16 protein-coding genes are annotated in these 19090 nt (G+C 59.0%); 13 read left to right on the top strand and 3 right to left on the bottom strand.

The window, feature by feature from the left end:
* Genes KUW67_RS14715 through KUW67_RS14705 form a run of 3 tightly spaced genes read left to right on the top strand, consistent with a single transcriptional unit; the run spans nucleotide 1 to nucleotide 3574 of the window.
* A complete protein-coding gene (locus KUW67_RS14715; RefSeq protein WP_224826088.1) occupies nucleotides 1–1719 on the top strand; it encodes a type I secretion system permease/ATPase in 1719 nt (572 codons plus the stop codon).
* On the top strand, nucleotides 1716–3056 hold the full coding sequence (locus KUW67_RS14710; protein ID WP_224826087.1) for an HlyD family type I secretion periplasmic adaptor subunit: 1341 nt from the start codon (nucleotides 1716–1718) through the stop codon (nucleotides 3054–3056). The genes KUW67_RS14715 and KUW67_RS14710 overlap by 4 nt, the downstream gene beginning before the upstream one ends.
* The gene (locus KUW67_RS14705) at nucleotides 3056–3574 is read left to right on the top strand and encodes a toxin-activating lysine-acyltransferase (protein ID WP_224826086.1); all 519 of its coding nucleotides are present in this window, start codon (nucleotides 3056–3058) and stop codon (nucleotides 3572–3574) included. The genes KUW67_RS14710 and KUW67_RS14705 overlap by 1 nt, the downstream gene beginning before the upstream one ends.
* On the opposite strand, the gene KUW67_RS14700 is transcribed toward KUW67_RS14705, so the two are convergent.
* Nucleotides 3571–6786, bottom strand: a complete 3216-nt coding sequence (locus tag KUW67_RS14700) for a sulfatase-like hydrolase/transferase (protein WP_224826085.1) — start codon at nucleotides 6784–6786, stop codon at nucleotides 3571–3573. The two genes, KUW67_RS14705 and KUW67_RS14700, sit on opposite strands and share 4 nt — an antisense overlap.
* A 184-nt stretch (nucleotides 6787–6970) precedes the next feature.
* Complete coding sequence (locus KUW67_RS14695; RefSeq protein WP_224826084.1) at nucleotides 6971–8290, bottom strand: AarF/ABC1/UbiB kinase family protein; 1320 nt, start codon at nucleotides 8288–8290, stop codon at nucleotides 6971–6973.
* Nucleotides 8291–8454: 164 nt separating this feature from the next.
* Between KUW67_RS14695 and KUW67_RS14690 the strand changes: the two genes are divergently transcribed.
* Nucleotides 8455–9651 (top strand): winged helix-turn-helix domain-containing protein, encoded by a 1197-nt coding sequence (locus KUW67_RS14690; protein ID WP_224826083.1) that lies wholly within the window; start codon nucleotides 8455–8457, stop codon nucleotides 9649–9651.
* A gap of 58 nt (nucleotides 9652–9709) precedes the next feature.
* On the opposite strand, the gene KUW67_RS14685 is transcribed toward KUW67_RS14690, so the two are convergent.
* Nucleotides 9710–10645 (bottom strand): hydrogen peroxide-inducible genes activator, encoded by a 936-nt coding sequence (locus KUW67_RS14685; protein WP_224826082.1) that lies wholly within the window; start codon nucleotides 10643–10645, stop codon nucleotides 9710–9712.
* A gap of 244 nt (nucleotides 10646–10889) precedes the next feature.
* Between KUW67_RS14685 and KUW67_RS14680 the strand changes: the two genes are divergently transcribed.
* The 9 genes from KUW67_RS14680 to KUW67_RS14640 all read left to right on the top strand — a co-directional run bounded on the left by KUW67_RS14680 (nucleotide 10890) and on the right by KUW67_RS14640 (nucleotide 18971).
* On the top strand, nucleotides 10890–13208 hold the full coding sequence (locus KUW67_RS14680; protein WP_224826081.1) for a putative monovalent cation/H+ antiporter subunit A: 2319 nt from the start codon (nucleotides 10890–10892) through the stop codon (nucleotides 13206–13208).
* Nucleotides 13205–13624, top strand: a complete 420-nt coding sequence (locus KUW67_RS14675; RefSeq protein WP_224826080.1) for a Na+/H+ antiporter subunit B — start codon at nucleotides 13205–13207, stop codon at nucleotides 13622–13624. Before KUW67_RS14680 ends, KUW67_RS14675 begins: the two co-directional genes overlap by 4 nt.
* A complete protein-coding gene (locus tag KUW67_RS14670; protein ID WP_224826079.1) occupies nucleotides 13624–13989 on the top strand; it encodes a Na+/H+ antiporter subunit C in 366 nt (121 codons plus the stop codon). The genes KUW67_RS14675 and KUW67_RS14670 overlap by 1 nt, the downstream gene beginning before the upstream one ends.
* Nucleotides 13986–15485: a Na+/H+ antiporter subunit D gene (locus KUW67_RS14665; RefSeq protein ID WP_224826078.1), complete on the top strand. Its 1500-nt coding sequence runs from the start codon at nucleotides 13986–13988 to the stop codon at nucleotides 15483–15485. Before KUW67_RS14670 ends, KUW67_RS14665 begins: the two co-directional genes overlap by 4 nt.
* On the top strand, nucleotides 15482–15961 hold the full coding sequence (locus tag KUW67_RS14660) for a Na+/H+ antiporter subunit E (protein ID WP_224826077.1): 480 nt from the start codon (nucleotides 15482–15484) through the stop codon (nucleotides 15959–15961). The genes KUW67_RS14665 and KUW67_RS14660 overlap by 4 nt, the downstream gene beginning before the upstream one ends.
* A complete protein-coding gene (locus tag KUW67_RS14655; protein WP_224826076.1) occupies nucleotides 15958–16311 on the top strand; it encodes a monovalent cation/H+ antiporter complex subunit F in 354 nt (117 codons plus the stop codon). Before KUW67_RS14660 ends, KUW67_RS14655 begins: the two co-directional genes overlap by 4 nt.
* Nucleotides 16308–16610, top strand: coding sequence for a monovalent cation/H(+) antiporter subunit G (gene mnhG, locus KUW67_RS14650; RefSeq protein ID WP_224826075.1), 303 nt, complete (start codon nucleotides 16308–16310; stop codon nucleotides 16608–16610). Before KUW67_RS14655 ends, mnhG begins: the two co-directional genes overlap by 4 nt.
* A 70-nt stretch (nucleotides 16611–16680) precedes the next feature.
* A complete protein-coding gene (galE, locus tag KUW67_RS14645) occupies nucleotides 16681–17751 on the top strand; it encodes a UDP-glucose 4-epimerase GalE (RefSeq protein WP_224826074.1) in 1071 nt (356 codons plus the stop codon).
* On the top strand, nucleotides 17751–18971 hold the full coding sequence (locus KUW67_RS14640; RefSeq protein WP_224826073.1) for a hypothetical protein: 1221 nt from the start codon (nucleotides 17751–17753) through the stop codon (nucleotides 18969–18971). The genes galE and KUW67_RS14640 overlap by 1 nt, the downstream gene beginning before the upstream one ends.
* Nucleotides 18972–19090: the final 119 nt, after the last annotated feature.

Here is a 19090-nt window from a genome sequence, read left to right as displayed (position 1 = left end):
ATGAAAGCGGCTGAAACAGATCTGCTGACGCAGGCCCTAAAACAGTGTCGCCCGCTTTTCGCGGGCGCACTTGCGTTTAGTTTCGTGATTGCTTTGCTCAGCCTCGCGGTGCCGCTTTACACGATGCAGGTCTTTGACCGTGTTCTGTCGAGCGCATCTTTGGACACGCTTTTGATGCTGACGATCATCGTGGGCGGCTGTGTGATCGCGATGGGGCTTTTGCAGCTTTTCCGGCAGGTGATGCTGACGCAAATCTCGCGCTGGATGGATGACAAGCTGTCAGAAGAGATCGTCGCGCGCTCGGTTTCGCTGGCGGTCTATACGCCCACGATTGGCACGCAGCCGGTGCGCGATCTGACGACGGTGCGCAACTTTTTTGCATCGCCTCCCTTCTTTCAGTTGCTGGACGCGCCTTGGGCGATCCTGTTTTTCGTGGTGCTCTACATCATCAATGTGACGATCGGGATTGTGGTGACGCTGGCCGCCCTGTTCTTGCTGGTGCTTGCGATCCTGACGCAGCGCTGGCCAGCCAAACGGCTGGAAGCTGCAGGTGACGCGCAGATCCGGTCGATGCAGGGTCTTGAGACGGTGGTGCGCAATGCCGAAGTGGTCAGCGCCATGGGCATGATCCGCAACGCGTCGCTGCGGTGGAAACGGCACAATACAGAGCATTTGGAATACAGCTATAGCGCGCAGGCGATCACCGCCGGTTTGGGTAATTTCACCCGCACCTTCCGCATGAGCCTTCAGGTGGTCATAACTGCGATTGGCACATGGTTCGTGATCCGCGGCGAGATGTCGATGGGCGCGATTATTGCGGTCAATATCCTGACCGGCAAGGCGCTTGGGCCGTTCGATGCCTCGGTCGGGATTTATCAGGCCTGGGTCGGGATGCGCAAAGCGCGCAAGCGTCTGGATACGGTGCTGACCGAAGAGGCGGCTGAGGAAGACCGGATGGCGCTGCCTGATCCTGTCGGCGCGGTGCAGATCGATAAGCTGACCTATCAGGATCCGCGCACCGGACGCTGGCAGTTGCGTGGCGTCAATCTGGCGATTAAGCCGGGTGAGGCGCTGGGGGTGATCGGGCCAAGCGGCAGTGGCAAGACAACGCTGGCGCGGCTGATGATGGGTGTGAAACCTGCGACATCCGGCGCGGTTTTGCTGGATGGTGCTGCTTTGGATCAGTGGCCCATCGACCAGCTGAGCACGGCCTTGGGGTATCTGCCGCAGGACATTGAGCTTTTCAGCGGGACGGTGGCCGAAAACATCGCGCGCATGTCGGGAGACCCGGATGAAACGGCTGTCATTGCTGCGGCGCAGATGGCCGAGGTGCACGAGTTTATCCTGACGCTGCCTGATGGATATCAGACCGATATCGGCGAGCAGGGGGTCAACCTCTCAGCCGGGCAGCGCCAGCGTGTGGCCTTGGCGCGGTGCTGTTACGGGGCGCCGAAATTCGTGGTGCTGGATGAGCCGAACTCGAACCTCGACACGGATGGCGAGCAGGCGTTGGTGCAATGCCTGCGCAATGCGCGCGAGGCGGCGATCACGGTGGTGTTGATCGCGCATCGGCCTGCACTTCTCCATCATGTGGATCATATCGCCGTGCTTAAAGCGGGCGAGTTGGTGATGTTTGAAGAGGCCAAGACGGTGCTGGCGAAGCTGTCGGGACAGAACGCGGCGGCACGGCCTTTGACTCAGGAAAGGCAAGCGCAATGAGCGACAAGACGGAGGCAAAAGGCCGCTGGCGGCTCTTTGATTATGCGACCGAGCGGGCGGGGGCGGGGCCCTTGCGCTGGGGTCTGTTTGTGCTGGTGCCGTTGCTTGTAGGCGTCATCGGGTGGAGCTTTCTGGCCCCGCTGAACGCTGCTGCCATAGCTACCGGAGAGATCGCCCTGTCTGGTGAACGCAAGACGGTGCAGCATCTGGAAGGCGGTTTGGTCACAGACATTCTGGTGCGCGAAGGGCAAAGCGTTGCGGCGAACGAGCCGTTGCTGGTCGTGCAGGATTTGGCCGAGCAAGCACAGATCGAGGCGTATGAGAGCCAGCTTCTGGGTGCACGTGCTCAGATCGTGCGGCTGCGCGCGGAGCGTGATGGCGAAACGCCTGATTTTACGGGGCTGGCGGAGGGGCTGGATGTAACCGCCGAAGCGGTCGAAAACGTGGTGCGCACCAATGAGGCGGTGCTTGAGAACCTGTCGCGTTCCATTGCGTCGGCCACGGAATTGGCGGCCTCGCGCAAGATGCAGATCGCGCGGGAGATTGATGGTCAACGCGCGCAGATCGCCGCCAAGCAACGTCAGATCGAGCTGGTGAAGATCGAGCTGGAAGGCGCGGAGAAGCTGCAGGAACGCGGCTTTGCCTCGGATGTGCAGGTTGCGCAGTTGGCCAAATCGGAGGCTGTTCTGGAAGGCGAGATCGGGGCCTTGGAGGCGGCGGTGGCCAAGCTCCAGCAGGCCATTCTGGATCAGGATGTCGAGATCACGCAGATGCGCAACGAGCGGGTGAGCCAGCTCTTAGCAGAGTTGCAGGAAGCCGAAACGCAGGCAGAGAACCTGCGCCAAGAGCTGCGCACATTGACGGATCGGCGCGCACGTTCGGTCATTCGTGCGCCGGTGAGCGGCAAGATTTTGGGCGCGCAAGTGCACACGATTGGTGCGGTGATCGCGCCCGGCACGCCGCTGATGGATGTGGTGCCCGATGATGACAGCTTGATTGTCGAGGCGCGGGTGAATCCCACGGATATTGATCTGGTGGGCGCGGGGACGGAGGCGAAGATTCAGCTCTCGGCCTTCAAGGCGCGCAAGGTGGACCGGTTGGAAGGCGTGGTGCTGGACGTCTCGGCAGACATCTTGCAGGACGAGATGACCGGGGAGCGATATTATTCGGCCCGTTTGCAAGTGGCGGAAGAAGCTTTGGCCGGTTTGCCACAGGATATCGCGCTGTCGCCCGGCATGCCTGCGGATGTGTTCCTGATCGCAGGCGAGCGGACGCTGGCTGATTACTTTTTCTCGCCCATCACTGATGCCGCCTACCGCGCCTTTCGGGAGGAATGATGGCACAGCGACGGGTCGATACGCAGACGTATGACGGTCTGCTGCGCAAGATGCCTCAAAAGAAACTTGCGCTGTTGCAAGGGGAGCTGTTTCAGCTGTTTCTGGCCTCTGATCGCCATGAAAGGCTGAGCTTGCAAGAGTTCGCCATGTCGATCCTGCCGCCCATTCATTTCGATCAGTTCCGTATCTACCATGTGGGCGGTCGCCCGGTAGGCTTTGTCAGCTGGGCACTGTTCACCGCCGAAGAGGGCGCGGCCTATATGGCCGGGGACTATGATTTCAGTCTGGATAAATGGACCTGTGGCAATCAGATCTGGTTCATTGATTATATCGCGCCCTTTGGTCACGCGATCAAAATGGCCGAGGATCTGCGGGACAATATCTTCCCCAATGGCATCGCCTATGCACCGGATCTGAACGAGGAAACAGGCCGCAAACGCGTGCGCACCTATCGCGGCAAGAACCGCGGCGGGCGGGCGCAACAGTCGGATATGGAAGGCTTCCTGAAGGAGCTTTAGAAGACCAGATCGGGGTCGTCTTCGTCCTCGTAAACGATATCATCTTCGGTGAGCATCACCTGATCGAGTGTCAGGAGCGCCATGATGTCATCCTCGCCCGCGATCTCCATGCGGGTACCGTCGGCATCTGTGGTCAGATTGGTGAGCGTGACCGCGCCTTTGAAGACGAGGCTGTCGAGATCGGCGTTGAAGTCGAAGATGTGTAGGAAGCTGTCGGCGCCAAGCTGGCTCGCGTCGATGATAAAGCTGTCGGCCCCTTGTCCGCCTGCCATTGCCGTGTCGCTGCGCCCGATGGTGATCTTGTCGTCCCCGTCGCCGCCAAGAATGCCCGAGCTTGACACAGCCCCGGTCAGATCGTCGTTATAATCGGAGCCGGCGACGCCTTCGACAGCCCAGAATGTATCGCCCTCGGCATCGCCGCCCGCAGCGGTCAGATCGGTGAGGTTGACGGTGACGCCGCTGCCAGATGCGCTGTAATCGACGATGTCTAGGCCAGTGCCGCCGACCAGCGCATCCGCTCCCGCGCCGCCTTCGAGCAGGTCATCGCCGTGGCCACCATGGATATAGTCATCGCCCGCGCCGCCGCTTAGGTAGTTGTCCTCGGCATTGCCGATCAGGGTATCCGCATGGGCGGAGCCTTCGACATTCTCGATCCCGTGATAGGTGTCGCCCTCGGCCTCGCCTTGCCAACCGCGCCCCAGACCAAGCTGGGCCACGATGCCTTCGGCGCTGTCTTGATAGGTGATCGTATCGTTGCCGAAACTGCCGACCAGCGCGTCGGCTCCTTCGCCGCCTGACAGAATGTCATCGCCGTTGGAGGCGTTGATATAGTCATCCCCCGCGCCGCCGATCAGGATGTCATCCCCGCCACTGCCCATGAGCGTGTCATTGAAGGCAGAGCCTTCGACCTCTTCGATATTGCTGAGACGGTCGCCTTCGGCGTCATGGCCCCAGCCACGCCCGATATTGAGGTTCACATAGACGTCGCCGGAGGAGGCGGAGTAATCGGCCGCGTCGATGCCATTGCCACCGTCGATCCGGTCGCCGCCTTCGCCGCCGGTGATACGGTCATTGCCGCGCCCGCCATCCAGCGTGTCATCCCCCGCGCCGCCGTCGATGGCGTCGTTGCCGTCACCCCCCAAAATGATGTCATTGCCGTTTCCACCATAGAGGTCATCATCCCCCGAAAAGGCGTTGATATAGTCGTCGCCGTTGTATCCGATCAGCGTGTTGACGCCGTGATCGCCCATAATCGTATCGCCGTATTTGCTGCCCCAGACCCGTTCGATATTGCTGAGCCGGTCGCCTTGAGCGTCGCCGCCATAACCGCGCCCGATGTGCAGGTTCACGTAGATATCACTGTCGGCGCTTTTGTAATCGACAGTGTCGAAGCCCGCGCCGCCATCCATTTGGTCCGCCCCTGCGCCGCCTTTGAGAAAGTCCGTGCCGCGCCCGCCGATCAGGGTGTCGTTGCCATCGCCACCATCCAGACGGTCGCTCCAATTGCCACCTTTGAGGACATCATTGCCATCCTCGCCCCAAAGCCGGTTGCCGGACCATTGGTCTGTGTTCACCACGTCATCGCCGGCCCCTGCGCGCAGCTCGACCGAGGCTCCCTGGGTCCAGAAGGTGTTCGACAGATCATTGCCCATGACCTTGATCCGCTCAGGCGCGGTGAGCACGCCGATAAAGCCGTCCTCGACATTGTCGGGCAGCGCAATAGGGCCGATGCCCGCAAGATAGGCGGTGTCATGGCCGCCCTCTGCGGCCTCAACCACTTGGGCGGTGTTGTCATAGAGAAAATAGACATCATCGCCCGCGCCGCCCTCAAGGGTTTCGGTTTCGGGCTGCGCCATAAGCACATCGGTGCCGTCCGTTCCTGTCAGTGTGGTGTCGTCATCGTTGGTGATCAGGCTATAGGTCTCGGCCTCGATCCAGAGCTCTGCGCGCAGGTCTTCGAGGGTCTGCGCATAGGTTGGATCGGTCGCCAGATTGGTGTGCTGGCCGGGGTCGTTGGAGGTATCGTAAAGCTCTTCAGAGCCGTCGGCGTAGCGGATAAAGCGCATCTCGTCCGAGCGGATGGAGAGCGAGCCGTAGACCTGCGTGAAGACGGGGCCGCCTTCAAATTCGCCGTAATCGCTGTCGAGAAGTGGCAGCAGGCTGTTGCCAATGGCGTGGGGGGCTGGGTCGGCCCCAGCCAGATCAAGCAGGGTTGGCATGATGTCGATCAGGCTGACCGGGGTCGAGATCGTGCTGCCTTCAGTCATGCCGGGCAGGTGCAGGAACAGGGGCGCTTTGGCGCTTTCCTCCCACAGGGTGAACTTGCCGAAGTGGTCCTTGTTGCCCAGCTGGAAGCCGTGGTCGGAATGCAGCAGGATCGCGGTATTGTCGGCGTGATTGGAGGCTTCGAGCGCGTCCAGCACGCGGCCGACCTGCGCGTCCGCATGGCTGATCGCGGCAAGGTAGCCTTCTACGGTGCCTTTCCAGACATCCAAGTCCTTGTCGGGAAAGAACTGGCCCTTGTGCATGAACTGTTGAGCGAAGGCGGGCGCATCGGAGAGGTCACCGGCGACCCACTCATCGGGGACCTTGATCTGATCGAGGTCATAAAGGTCGTAATATTGCTGGGGCGCTTCAAAGTTGTTGTGCGGATGTTTGAACCCCAGCATCAACATGAACGGATCGTCGCTGTTATAGGTGTCGAGGAATTCGGCGCCCCATGTGGCGACCTTGTGGTCATAAAACTGATCGTCCGCGCCGGTATAGCCTTTGGCTTTCCAGCCGCCGCCGTTGGAGACGCCGCCATTGCCATCGAAACTGTCGCGGATATCGGGCACATCTTCCGAAAAGACCCGATCATTGACCCAGTCAGGCTGGGGCTTGTAGCCGTGAAACACCTTGCCCGCAGAGGCGGTGTGATAGCCGTCATCTTTCAGCCAGGCGGGCAGGGATTCCTCGACGGGGACGTTGTTATACCACGCCTCGACATTGTCATGGACGTTCGTCTCAAACGGGGATTTGCCGGTAAGTGAGGAGGTGCGCGACGGGTTGCAGACGGGCGTGGTCGCGAATGCGTTCTCGAAATGCGCGGACTTGTCCAGAAGGCGGTCCATGTTGGGCGTCTGGATTTCCACGCCGAACGAGTTTCGGAAGGCGGTAAATTCAAACAGATCATCGACAGCGATGAAGAGGATATTCGGGCTATCCGGCATGTTGTTGACCCTACTCGGCGGATTATTGCCGTCACAATAGGCTTGAGAGTCGGAGGGTTAACTGGGTCAGGGGAGTGTGTCTGGTTTGCATCCATTATGATGCGCGTGCGGATTTTTGTGTCCCGTCCCGGGCGCGATCCGGGACCTTTGTCGTTCGAGGCCCCGGATGAGGTCCGGGGCGGGGTTAGAGGTAGGTTTCGATCAGGGCGCGCACGGGCACGTGGGCTTTGAGACGCGCGCAGAGCAGGAACATGCCGCCGAATTTGCGTTGCAGGTACAGGACATCCATTGGCAGGGGCGGGGGAACGAACCCGTCTTCGGCAAGGGCGCGACCCTCGACGTTCATCGCGTCCGACAAATCGGTGCGGGTGAAGTCGAAGATGGGCTGCTCTGACAGGGCGGCAAAGACCAGTTGCATCATGCGCAGGATGCGGGTCGCGTGGCGCGGGTCGGTTTGTTCGGAGAGAAAGCCGACCTCCATCGCAATGGCGTGGAGCGCGTCCTTGTTATCGGCAAAGCCCGCGCGCATCAGGCGGCGGTATTGATCGGCCAGTTTGGGGTCGATGGCGCGGGTGGCGCCGAAATCGAGTAAGATGATTTTGCCGGTGTCTGGCGCGTAGCGGTAATTGGCGAAATTGGGGTCGGTCTGCATCAGGTTGAAGGTGAACAGCTCATCCAGCATGAGACGCAGCAAGCGCTCGGCGATCTGGTTGCGGGTGTCTTGGGGCGCGCTCATCGCGTCTTCAATGGCGATGCCAGAGACATAAGACATCGTAAGGATGTTTTCGGTCGTCCAGTCTTCGTGCAACTGGGGCAGGGTGAAGGCTGGGTGGTCGCCCAGATGGGCGCGGAAGGCTTGCAGTTGGCGGCCTTCGAGCGCGTAGTCGGTTTCCTCGTGGAGCTGGCGGCGGGCCTCTGTCAGGTAGGGTTTCAGCTCGAACCCGGCGGGCAGCAGGCCAGAGACTTTCATCAGCGCGCCGACATTGGCAACATCGCTGTCGATGCTTTTGGCGACGCCCGGATATTGCACCTTGATGGCCACATCGCGCCCATCTTTCAGCTGCGCGCGGTGAACCTGCCCGATGGAGGCGGCGGCAATAGGGTGGACGTCGAAGCGTTTGAACGCTTTGAGCCAGCCGTCGCGCCAATTGGCGTTGAGCACCTTTTTCAGTTGGGCCGGGGGCATGAAATCGGCGTCGGCGCGCAGGCGGGCGAAAATCTGGGCAAGTTCCGGTGGCAGCACGTCGCCGGTGTCCATGGACACAAGCTGGCCGATTTTCATCGCCGCGCCGCGCATCTTGGCCAGATCATCTGCGATGCGGCGCATATTGGACGGGGTCAGCAGCAGGTTGCGCATGTTGGGACGCTGGCCGCGGGCTAGATCTTGCAGCGCGCCCCCGGCCATGCTGCCGCCCACGCGGGCGGTCATGGAGGCGAGTTGATTAAAGCGCGACAGACGGGTCGCTGGGATTGCGCGCGGTTGCGCTTTGGGCTGCTCGGTCATGGGGAAAGCAGATAGGGTGACGGGGGCGCTTGTCAGCCCTGCGATTGGGCTCTTGGTGGATCGCGGGAGCCTCCGGCGGGGATATTTTGAAAAAGCGAAAGGGCGGGGGCGCGCGTTAAGGTTAATGGGCTGGCGCTTGGGAGTTGTTGGAGTAACGTGGCGCGATGAATGTTCCTGTGTTGCGCAATGATCTGGCCCGGCGGCTATTTCTGGATCGGCATCTGTTGCTGAGGCCCGGTTCGGGGTCCGGTCGGGGGGCTGATCTGGACGGCGTGCTGGAGCGTTTGGGCTTTGTGCAGGTGGACAGTGTGAACACATTGGCCCGGGCGCATGACCTGATCTTGTGGTCGCGACGGGGACAGTATCGCCCGCCTGCTTTGGGGACGTTGGTGGCCAAGCGGCGGACGGCTTTTGAGCATTGGACTCATGACGCGTCGGTGATCCCGATGGCCGCCTATCCAATGTGGCGGCTGAAATTCACCCGTGATGCGGCGCGGATGCAAGCGCGTTGGCCTGCGGCCCGGCGCGAGGGGTGGCAGGACGAGATCGACACGGTCCTGCGCCATGTAGCCGATCACGGCGCGGCGTGTTCGATGGATGTGGGGCAGGACGAGGCGAAAGGATCCCAGGGCTGGTGGGACTGGCACCCGTCAAAGACCGCGCTGGAGTATCTGTGGCGGGCCGGGGCGTTGGCGATCTGTCATAGGCGGGGGTTTCGGAAGTACTACGACCTGACCGAGAGGGTAATCCCGGCGGAATATCTGAATGCGCGGCGCGAGGATACCGAGATTGTCGATTGGGCGATGGCGTCGGCGTTGGAGCGGATCGGGTTTGGGACCAGCGGAGAGTTGGCAGCATTTTATGAGATTGTGACGCGTGAAGAAGCAAAGACGTGGTGCACGCGGACTCTGGCGGAGGGGCGCATCTGCGAGGTTGCTGTCGAGATGGCAGATGGGGCGTTGCGGCGCAGTTTCACGACAGAGGCCGCCTTGGATGCGGTGAGTGGTTTGCCAGCGTCGTCGTCGCGGGTGCGGTTGTTGTCACCATTTGATCCGGCGTTGCGGGACCGGGCGCGGGCGGAGCGACTGTTTGGGTTTCACTACCGGATCGAGATTTTCGTGCCTGAGGTGAAGCGGAAGTTTGGGTATTACGTTTTTCCGGTGATGCAAGGGGATCGGCTGATCGGGCGGATTGATGCAAAGCGGGAGGGGGATGTTTTGGCGGTGCGCGCGTTTTGGCCAGAGGCTAGGGTACGAATGGGCAAGGCGCGTTGTGACGGCTTGGCGTCTGAGTTGGAGCGGGTTCGGCATTTGGCCGGGTTGGAGTGTATTCAGTTTTTGGATGGGTGGTTGCGAGGCTGATCTTGGAGCCTCCGGCGGGGATATTTTGAAAAAGCGAAAGGGCGGGCGCGCGTTAAGGTTAATCGGTCTCGATGGCGATGAGGCGGGTAAAGCGATCTTTGGCGACGCGGGTGATAGCGTCAGCGATGCGGTCGAATGCGGTCAGATTGCCGGAGCGTTTGCGCCAGACCAGCCCGACACTGCGGTGCAGGGCGGGGCGTTTCATGGGGCGAATGGCAAGAGAGGGATCGGCGTCGGGGATCTCAGACGCAATATAGAGCGCAGGCAGGAAAGTGGCGCCCATGCCCATGCCGACCATCTGGCGGAGCGCGTCGAGCGAGGTGCCTTCGTAATCGCGCTGCAACTCGGCACCGGTGTCAGCGCACAGACCGGCGATTTGGTCGTGCAACGCGTAGCCGGGGCCGAGGGAGAGGATCGCCTGCCCTTGCAGATCGGCTTCGGTGATCTGGGCGCGGGCGGCGAGCGGATGATCCGACGCGGTAACGAGCGAGAGCGGTTCGCGGAAGAGGCGGCGGGTGGTGAGGTCTGCGCCAGTGACGGGCAGCTGGGTCAGCAGGATATCATGGCCGCCGCGTTCCAGCTCGTGGCGCAGATCGGCGGGGGTATGTTCGCGGATGTAGAGCGACAGGTCCGGGTAGGCGCGGTGCAGTTCGGCCACGACATAGGGCATCAGATAAGGGCCAAGGGTGGGGCTGACGCCGAGGCGGAGCGTGCCGGAGAGACCGGATTTGAGCGTCGAGGAAGTGTCGCGCAGGCGTTGGACATCATCGAGGATCGCCTGGGCGCGGAGCAAAACCTCGCGACCTGCCGGGGTCAGCGTGACGGGGCCACGGCCGCGTTCAACGAGGCGCAGGGCGAGGGTGTCCTCAAGATTGCTGATCTGGACGGAAAGGGAGGGCTGGCTGATCCCCTCCCGCTCGGCGGCTTTGCGGAAATGCCGAGTGTCGGCAAGGGCGCTGAGATAGCGGAGTTGGCGTAGGGTGAGATCGGACATGGGCGTAGGATTTACCATACAATAGGAAAAAGCTATCAAAATTATTAATCTGGTCGGCTTTTCCTATTAAACCTTTGCCTTATCTGTGTGTCATCCGGAACGATATACTGAGACGGACGTCAGCCGGGGCGTGTCACACGGGGGGTGGGACGCGCCCCGGCTGTCGACATTCTGGGTGTTTACCCTAGATTGAGATTTGGAATACGTCTGACCTGTGTCAGGTGACGACTGGACGAGGGATAAAATGGCAGCATCTGAGCCCGGGGCATCGGCCTCAAACGGCGTTATAGGGTGGGTGCCTGTCCTGATCGCCGCAGCACTTTTCGCTTATTTCCTGCAGTTTTTAGGCCCTGTGAGCCAAGGTGAGGTCATTCGCCTTGTGTGGAACTGGGTGCCGTCGCTGGACATCGCGCTGTCATTCACTGTCGATGGTCTAAGCCTGACATTTTCGCTGCTGATCAGTGGAATCGGCACGGCGGTGATGCTCTATTCGAACAGCTATCTGGCGGGTCATCCGCAATATGATCGCTTTGCCCTTTATTTGACCAGTTTCATGCTGGCGATGCTGGGGCTGGTTCTGGCGGATAACCTGATTGCTTTGTTCGTCTTCTGGGAATTAACCACGATTACGTCCTATTTGCTGATCGGTTTCAACAATGAGGAAGCCAAATCGCGGCGCTCAGCCTTGCAGGCCTTGTTGCTGACAGGGGCCGGTGCGCTGGTGCTGCTAGCAGGCTTTATCCTGTTGGGTGTCGCAGCCGGCACCTTCGAGATCTCCGAGATTCTGGCGCAAGGCGACGCGATCCGCGAGCATCCTTGGTATGTGGGCATCGTGATCCTGATCCTTGTGGGCGCGTTCACGAAATCGGCGCAGGTGCCGTTTCACTTCTGGTTGCCCAATGCGATGGCCGCCCCCACGCCAGTGTCGGCCTTCCTGCACTCGGCCACGATGGTGAAGGGCGGCGTTTATCTGATGGCGCGCTTGCATCCGGGGTTGTCGGGGACGGAGCTGTGGCTGTGGACGTTAACCATTTTCGGCGCGGTCACGGCTGTTTTTGCGTCGATCCTTGCATTTCGGCAAACGGATTTGAAGCAGGCGCTGGCCTATACGACGCTGATGGCGCTTGGCACGTTAACCATGCTGCTGGGCTCGGCCGAGGGCTATGCGATCACGGCGTTTGTGACGTTTTTGGTTGTGCACTCGCTTTATAAGGCGGCGCTGTTTCTGGTGGTGGGCTGTATTGATCACGGCACCGGCACGCGGGATGCGAACATCCTTGGTGGCCTGGGCAAAGCGATGCCCGTGACGGCGTTCGCTGCGGCTTTGGCGGCGCTGAGCATGGCGGGCATTCCGCCGTTCATGGGTTTTATCGCGAAAGAGCTGGCTTATAAGGGCGCCGAAGAAACCCTTACAAATCTGACCTTTGTGGCGGGCATGTCGCTGGCGGCGAATGCGCTGATGGTGGCTGTAGCTGGCATCGTCGCGCTGCGTCCGTTCTGGAGCAAAGCGGAAGGGCAGATGCCCCACACCCCGCACGAGGCCCCATGGCCGATGCTGACAGGGCCGGTGGTTTTGGCGGTGCTTGGTCTCTTTTTCGGGCTGATGCCGGGTTATGCGCAGACCTATCTGGTGAACCCGACGGTCCAGGGGTTCCTTGGGTCGATGGAGGAGGCGAAAGAGCTGAAGCTCTGGGCGGGCGTTAACCTTGCGCTCTATCTGTCGATTGCGACCTTTGTGATCGGCGGGCTGCTTTATGCGTTCCACCGGACGCTGCGACCTGCGCTGATCAAAGTTAACGAGGCCTCGCCGAAGTTCGACAAGGGCTGGGACAACATCCTTGATGGGCTCAAGGCGACAGCCGCATGGCAGACGCGCATCCTGCAATCGGGCGTCTTGCGGCAATATATGTTCGTGATTTTCGCCACACTTCTGGTGGGCGTGGGCGGTACGCTTTGGGCCAAGGAAGCGTTCCATTGGCCGCTGGTCTTTGAAGGCGAACTGGCCCCGAAACATTGGACAGTGATCACGCTGCTGATCGCAGGCACGCTGGTCACGGTGACCACGCGCTCGCGGATCACGGCAGTGGCGGCGTTGGGCGTTGTGGGCATCGCGGTTGCGATCATCTTCATCATCTACGGCGCGCCGGATGTGGCGATCACGCAGTTGCTGGTCGAGACGCTGATCGTCGTCTTGGTCGCCGTGGCCATGCTACGCCTGCCGCTGCTGGATCAGCGTGGCAAATCAGACCATCGCCCGTGGGATGCACTGTTGGCCATCGGCGTGGGCGCGGTCGTGACGATGACGATCCTGCTGGTACTGGAAGCGCCGTTTGACCCGCGCCTGACCACATATTTCAACGAGACCGCTTGGCCGGATGCGTTCGGCCGAAATATCGTCAACGTGATCCTCGTGGATTTCCGCGCGTTGGACACATTTGGCGAGATCGCGGTGGTCTTGATCGCGGGCTTGTCGGCGTATGCGCTTTTGCGCACCACCCAGCCCGTGCGGCATCGTCGTGGGATGGCCAATAAAGATACGAATGTTCAGGAGGATACGCCATGAATTCGCTGATCCTTCAGGTGGCGACGCGCTATCTGTCGTCGCTCTTGCTTGTGTTCTCGATCTACATGCTGCTGCGCGGCCATAACGAGCCGGGGGGCGGCTTTATCGGCGGCTTGGTCGGCGCGACGGGTTTCGTGCTTTACGCTGTGTCCTGCGGCACGTCCGAGGCGCGCCAGGCGCTGCGTGTCAGCCCGCAGAACATCGCCGCGGTGGGGCTGGCGATCTCGCTTCTGTCTGGGCTTTTCTCGGTCTTTTTCGGGGATGCACCGTTTACAGGGCAGTGGCTTTTCATCGGGGCGGAAGGCGACGACAAGGGCTTGCCGATCTCGACAATCCTCTTCTTTGACATTGGGGTCTATCTGGTCGTGCTGGGCGCAATCCTGACGCTGGTCTTTGCGATGGAAGAGGAAATCTGATGGAGACGCTTCTTGCCCTCGCCATCGGTGTGTTGGTCGCAGCCGCCGTTTATCTGATGCTTGCGCGCAATGTGTTGCGCTTCATCTTTGGCCTGATCCTGATTTCAAACGCGGCCAACCTGACAATTTTTGTGGGTGGCCGTTTGACCCAAGGCTTGCCGCCCCTGATCGAGGAGGGGGCCTATGCGCCGGTCGAGGGGGCCGCGAACGCGTTGCCGCAAGCTTTGGTGCTGACGGCGATCGTGATCGGATTTGGCCTTTTTGCCTTTGCGCTGGTGCTGGTGTTCCGCGCGTTTACCACTTTGGGCACGCTCAATTCTGACAAGATGCGGGTCGCCGAGCCGCGCGAGGACGCTGCCAAATGAGTTGGGTACTAAGTCTACCGATTATTCTGCCCTTTCTGACCGCTGTTCTGGCGTTTCTGCTGCGCGAGAAGCGTGCCGGAGCGTGGGTCAGCGTGGGTGGCTGTGCGCTGCTGCTGATTGCCAGCGCAGTTCTGATGGTGAACGTGTTGCAGGCCGGTGTTGTCGCTGGGCAAATGGGCAATTGGCCCGCGCCTTTCGGGATCACGCTTGTCGCGGATTTGCTGAGCGCGGTGATGGTGGTTATCACGGCGATCACGGGTCTCGCCGTGTCGGTCTACGCACTGGCCGAGATCAACCGCCGCAAGGAATATCTGGGCTATCACGCGCTGTTCCAAGTACTGCTAGCGGGCGTCTGTGGCGCGTTCCTGACGGGCGATTTGTTCAATCTTTATGTCTGGTTCGAGGTCATGCTGATCTCGTCCTTTGGCCTGCTGATCCTTGGGGGATCGAAGGCGCAGATCGACGGGGGAATCAAATATGTGACGCTGAACCTCGTCTCCACAATCCTGTTTCTGTCGGGTATCGGCCTGCTTTATGGCATGACGGGCACGCTCAATCTTGCCGATCTTGCGCTTGCGGTGGAGGAGGTTGAAAACCAAGGTCTTCTGACGGTCGTCGCGATCATGTTCATGATTGCCTTCGGCGTCAAAGCAGCGGTTTTCCCGCTATTTTTCTGGCTACCAGCGGCCTATCACACCCCGTCTTTCAGCGTCTCTGCGGTCTTCGCGGGTTTGCTGACGAAAGTGGGTGTCTATGCGCTGATCCGGATGTTCACCTTGGTTTTTGATCACGACATCGGCTACACCCACACGATCCTTTTGTGGGTTGCCGGGTTCACCATGGTGACAGGCGTTTTGGGGGCGGCGGCGCAGACCGATTTCCGCAAGATCCTGTCGTTTCATATCGTCAGCCAGATCGGCTACATGATCCTTGGTCTGGCACTCTTCACGCCTTTGGCGATCGTCGGCGCGGTCTTCTATCTGGTTCACCATATCGTCGTAAAAGCGAACCTGTTCCTGATTGCAGGAGTTGCCGAAAAGCTGACCGGATCGACCGAATTGAAAGAGATCGGCGGGCTTTACAAATCAGCCCCGCTGCTGGGCGTTTTGTTCCTGATCCCGGCCTTTTCGCTGGCCGGTTTCCCACCGCTGTCGGGCTTCTGGGCCAAGTATATTCTCGTGAAAGCCTCGCTTGATATCGAGATGTGGTTCATCGCGGGTGTGGCCCTTTTCGTCGGCCTGCTGACCATCTATTCGATGACGAAGATTTGGGCGCAGGCCTTCTGGGAGCCGCACCCCTATAATCTTGAACCCAAGCTGAGCATCCTGACGCCGGAACAGCGCTGGTTCTACCTTCTGCCCATCGCGTTTCTTGCCACGCTCACGATCATCATCGGCTTCTACCCCGAGCCTTTCGTGCAGTTTGCCGAACGCTCTGCTGAGCAGTTGTTGAACCCTGCAGCCTATATCGAAGCTGTGTTAGGAGAGCAGTCATGAACCTGTTTCTGCTGAACCTCATCCTTGCGATCAGTTGGTCTGCTTTGGCGGGCAGCTTCACGCTGACGACACTGGCCGTGGGCTTTGTGCTGGGATTTGCGGTGCTGTGGCTGCTGCAACCGTTGCTGGGCGGCCCGAGCGCGTATTTCCTGCGCGCCTATTACTGGGTGCGTCTGGCGGTGATGTTTCACTACGAACTGGTCGTGTCGTCGCTGGCGGTTGTGTGGGACGTCATCACACCCACGCAGCTGAGCCGTCCGGGCATTATCGAAATGCCTTTGGACATCAAGAGCGACACCGGTATCTTGCTGGTCACCAACCTGATCTCGCTGACACCCGGCACTTTGAGCCTGGATGTGAGCGAGGACCGCAAGACGCTGTTTGTGCATGCGATGTTTGCCGATGATCCCGATGCCGTGGTCGCGCAGTTGAAGAACACGATGGAGAAATGGGTGCGGGAGGCCTTGGAGACATGAGCGGAGCAGAGTTTCTCAGCCTGAGCCTCAGCATCGGGTTCATTACCATGGCCGTGGCGCTTGTCTTGGGCTTTTACCGTCTGGTGAAAGGCCCGACATTGCCCGACCGCGTGGTGGCGCTGGACATGATGACGATCCTGATTGTGGTTTTCTGCGGTCTCTTCGCCATCGCCACCGACGAGCGCGCGTTTCTGGACGTCGCCATCGTGCTGGCGCTGATCGGCTTTCTGGCAACGGTCGCCCTCGCGCGCTTCGCCGAACGCCGTCTGGCGCGGCGTGACGACACGGAGCTGACCGACCTGGAAGAGGAATTCCGCGATATCAGCGAAAACGGAGGGACCGAGCCATGATGGAGTATGCAATCGGTGTGCTGGTGCTTCTGGGCAGCTTTTTCGCCGTCATAGCCGCCATGGGCGTGGTTCGCTTGCCGGATGTCTTGGTCCGGATGCATGCCTCAACAAAGGCGGGCACATTGTCGGCCGGCCTGGTCATGCTTGGCGCCGCGATGTGGTTCTGGGACCTGAGCGTGACGTTCCTGTTGATTGCGCTGGTGTTGTTTCTGTTGCTAACGGCCCCAGTCGCCGCGCACATGATCGGACGCGCCGCGGTGCGGACGGGGGTGAAGATGTGGACGGGGCGGGAGGAGTAGGAAATAGCTTTTAAACTATATGCATCTCTAGTAACTGCAGGGCTGTGACTGCGTAAGTGCTTCAGATCGAATGACCCATGCGAAACAAATTCTATTGGTTGGTGGGGCAGGCTATATCGGCAGTCATGTCGCTCTAGCGCTCGCCGCAGCGGGGTACTCGATCACGATCCTGGATGATTTCAGCAACAGTTCGCCATCGACGATTGATCGGATTAAGCGGATTACGAACAGATCCTTTGACGTTGTCGAAGCGGACATGCGTGACCAAACACGTCTTGACGAAGCTTTTCGGAAGACACGTTTCGATACGGTTATACTGCTTGCAGGCCTGAAGTCTGTTCCCGACAGCGTCGAAGACCCCGTTGGATACTATGACGTGAATGTAGGAGGAGCTATTTCAATTCTGGCGACGATGCAGCGCCACGGCTGCAACTCTTTAGTTTTTTCTAGCTCAGCGACGGTTTATGGAGAGCCGCAATATTTGCCTGTGGATGAAAATCACCCCGTTCAGCCTACGAACCCTTATGGGAGCAGTAAGCTCGTCATTGAAGGGTTAATACAGGAACATACAAAGGCTAATCCTCGCTTTCATGGGATGATCTTAAGGTATTTTAATCCAGTTGGTGCGCATTCGTCGGGCCTGATTGGAGAACAGCCGATGGGTATTCCGGGGAATCTGTTTCCAAGACTTGCTCAAGCTTATTGGTCAAATGGAGTGGCCACAGTATTCGGCACTGACTTTGATACACCAGACGGAACCGGTATGCGTGACTACATACATGTCGAAGATCTGGCAAAAGGGCATGTGATGGCTTGCCGTCATGTTTCCCAAGCAAATGCTACTCAAGTAACTTGTTTGAACTTGGGGACCGGAGAGGCTTTCTCTGTTCGTCAGGTGATTGACGCATGGAACGCCGTCGTTGGAAAGCCTGTTTCGGTCATTGAACAGGCTCGCAGGGCTGGCGATGTTGCATCTTGCTGGGCGGATCCTTCGAGGGCAGAAGCCGTGCTAGGTTGGAGAGCTGAACGTAGTTTGCAAGAGATGTGTAGCAGTCATTGGGCTTCATTTTTGTCACTGAAACGTGACGAGGGGTCGTCCATCAACGCGGTAGGGAGTTCTTCTGGCGAAGAACATACTTGATGAAGTTTCCTGCGGACATGAAAAGAAAACTACTTCGGAAGATTGTAAAAAAAACTAAAGCTCGGAGTAAAGCCGCACTTGAAGCAGGGCACCCAGTTACCGCCTTACGATGGATAAATTTCTTCAGTTTCTGGCCTGACTATCGGCAGGCGATGCGCCAATTTTCCGTTCGTCAATCATGGCAAACAGTGCGCTGCCTGCAAGCTGGCGCGTGGCATTACCACTCCCGAAATCCGCTGCTTACCGACTTCAGGTATATGCGCCATTTTTTGGAACAGAGCGACAGTTATGCAGATCGATTTCGAGACAGCTACCTCGGGAAACTATATTTTGGCCGAACATCCAAAGGGCCAAAGAAACACCAAGCAGTGCAAGTCGTCAATAAGCCAGCCCGCGTTCTGGTATTGACTGGAAACAAAAACTTTATCGACGGCCCGGTCAAAGCGTTGCGCGTGCTGGGTGCCGAGGTGCGTGTGTTTGATACTTCCAGTATGTTCAATGCTCTGAGGGTGAATGATGATATGCCAGACGGCTCCGGGTTTCTGAGCCAAGCGGCGCTGTACGGAATCGGGCGCTTTGGTCACTCATCAAAGGCGATGCTTGATGCAACAGCAGCGCTTGAACCAGAACTTGTTGAAGCACTGACAGATTGGTGCGATGCTCTTTTCTGCGACTGGGCCAGCCACAATGCAATTTGGTTTAGCAAGTGTGCTCCGAAGGACAAACGCTTCGTTGTGCGTTGTCACAGCTATGAGGCGTTTTCCCATTTTCCCGTGTTTATGCGGCACCGTCGTATTGACCAACTCATCTTTATTGCCCCACATATACGTGATATCTATTTTGAACATCCGATAGATGATACTTCTGTCAGACAACGGTCGGTTTTCGTCCAAAATATCCGTCCCCCGGAGAAGCCAGTTGCTTTCATTCCAGCGGAAGAGCGCTCGTTTCAGTTGGGAATGCTCGGTTTTGGGAGTATGGGCAAGGACCCGATCTTCGCACTTGAGGTTCTAGCTTGCCTTGTGGCCCACAACTCACGCTGGACCTTGCATTTAGCGGGTCACAATTTCGGTGAGCCTGGCGTAGATGAGATCGCAAATGAGTATGCGGAGCGTTTTGAAAAGGGCAAAGAACCTTTAAGCGATCATATTGTCTATTCCGGTTTCGTGACCGAAAAGGCGGAATGGTTTGCCAAGATTGGTTTCGTTCTATCTGTCTGACGTCAGCACCAATGGGACAGTTTAGGTTGATTTGATAAGAGAGGGTTTCTGGCACATCGTAACCACCAAGGAGTGGAGATGAGACAGAAACCCGGAACACGTAAGAGCCACGGCGAGAA

Source organism: Cognatishimia sp. MH4019 (assembly GCF_020177595.1).
Lineage (GTDB): Bacteria > Pseudomonadota > Alphaproteobacteria > Rhodobacterales > Rhodobacteraceae > JAHTBL01.
This window is presented reverse-complemented; position numbering and strand designations above follow the sequence as displayed.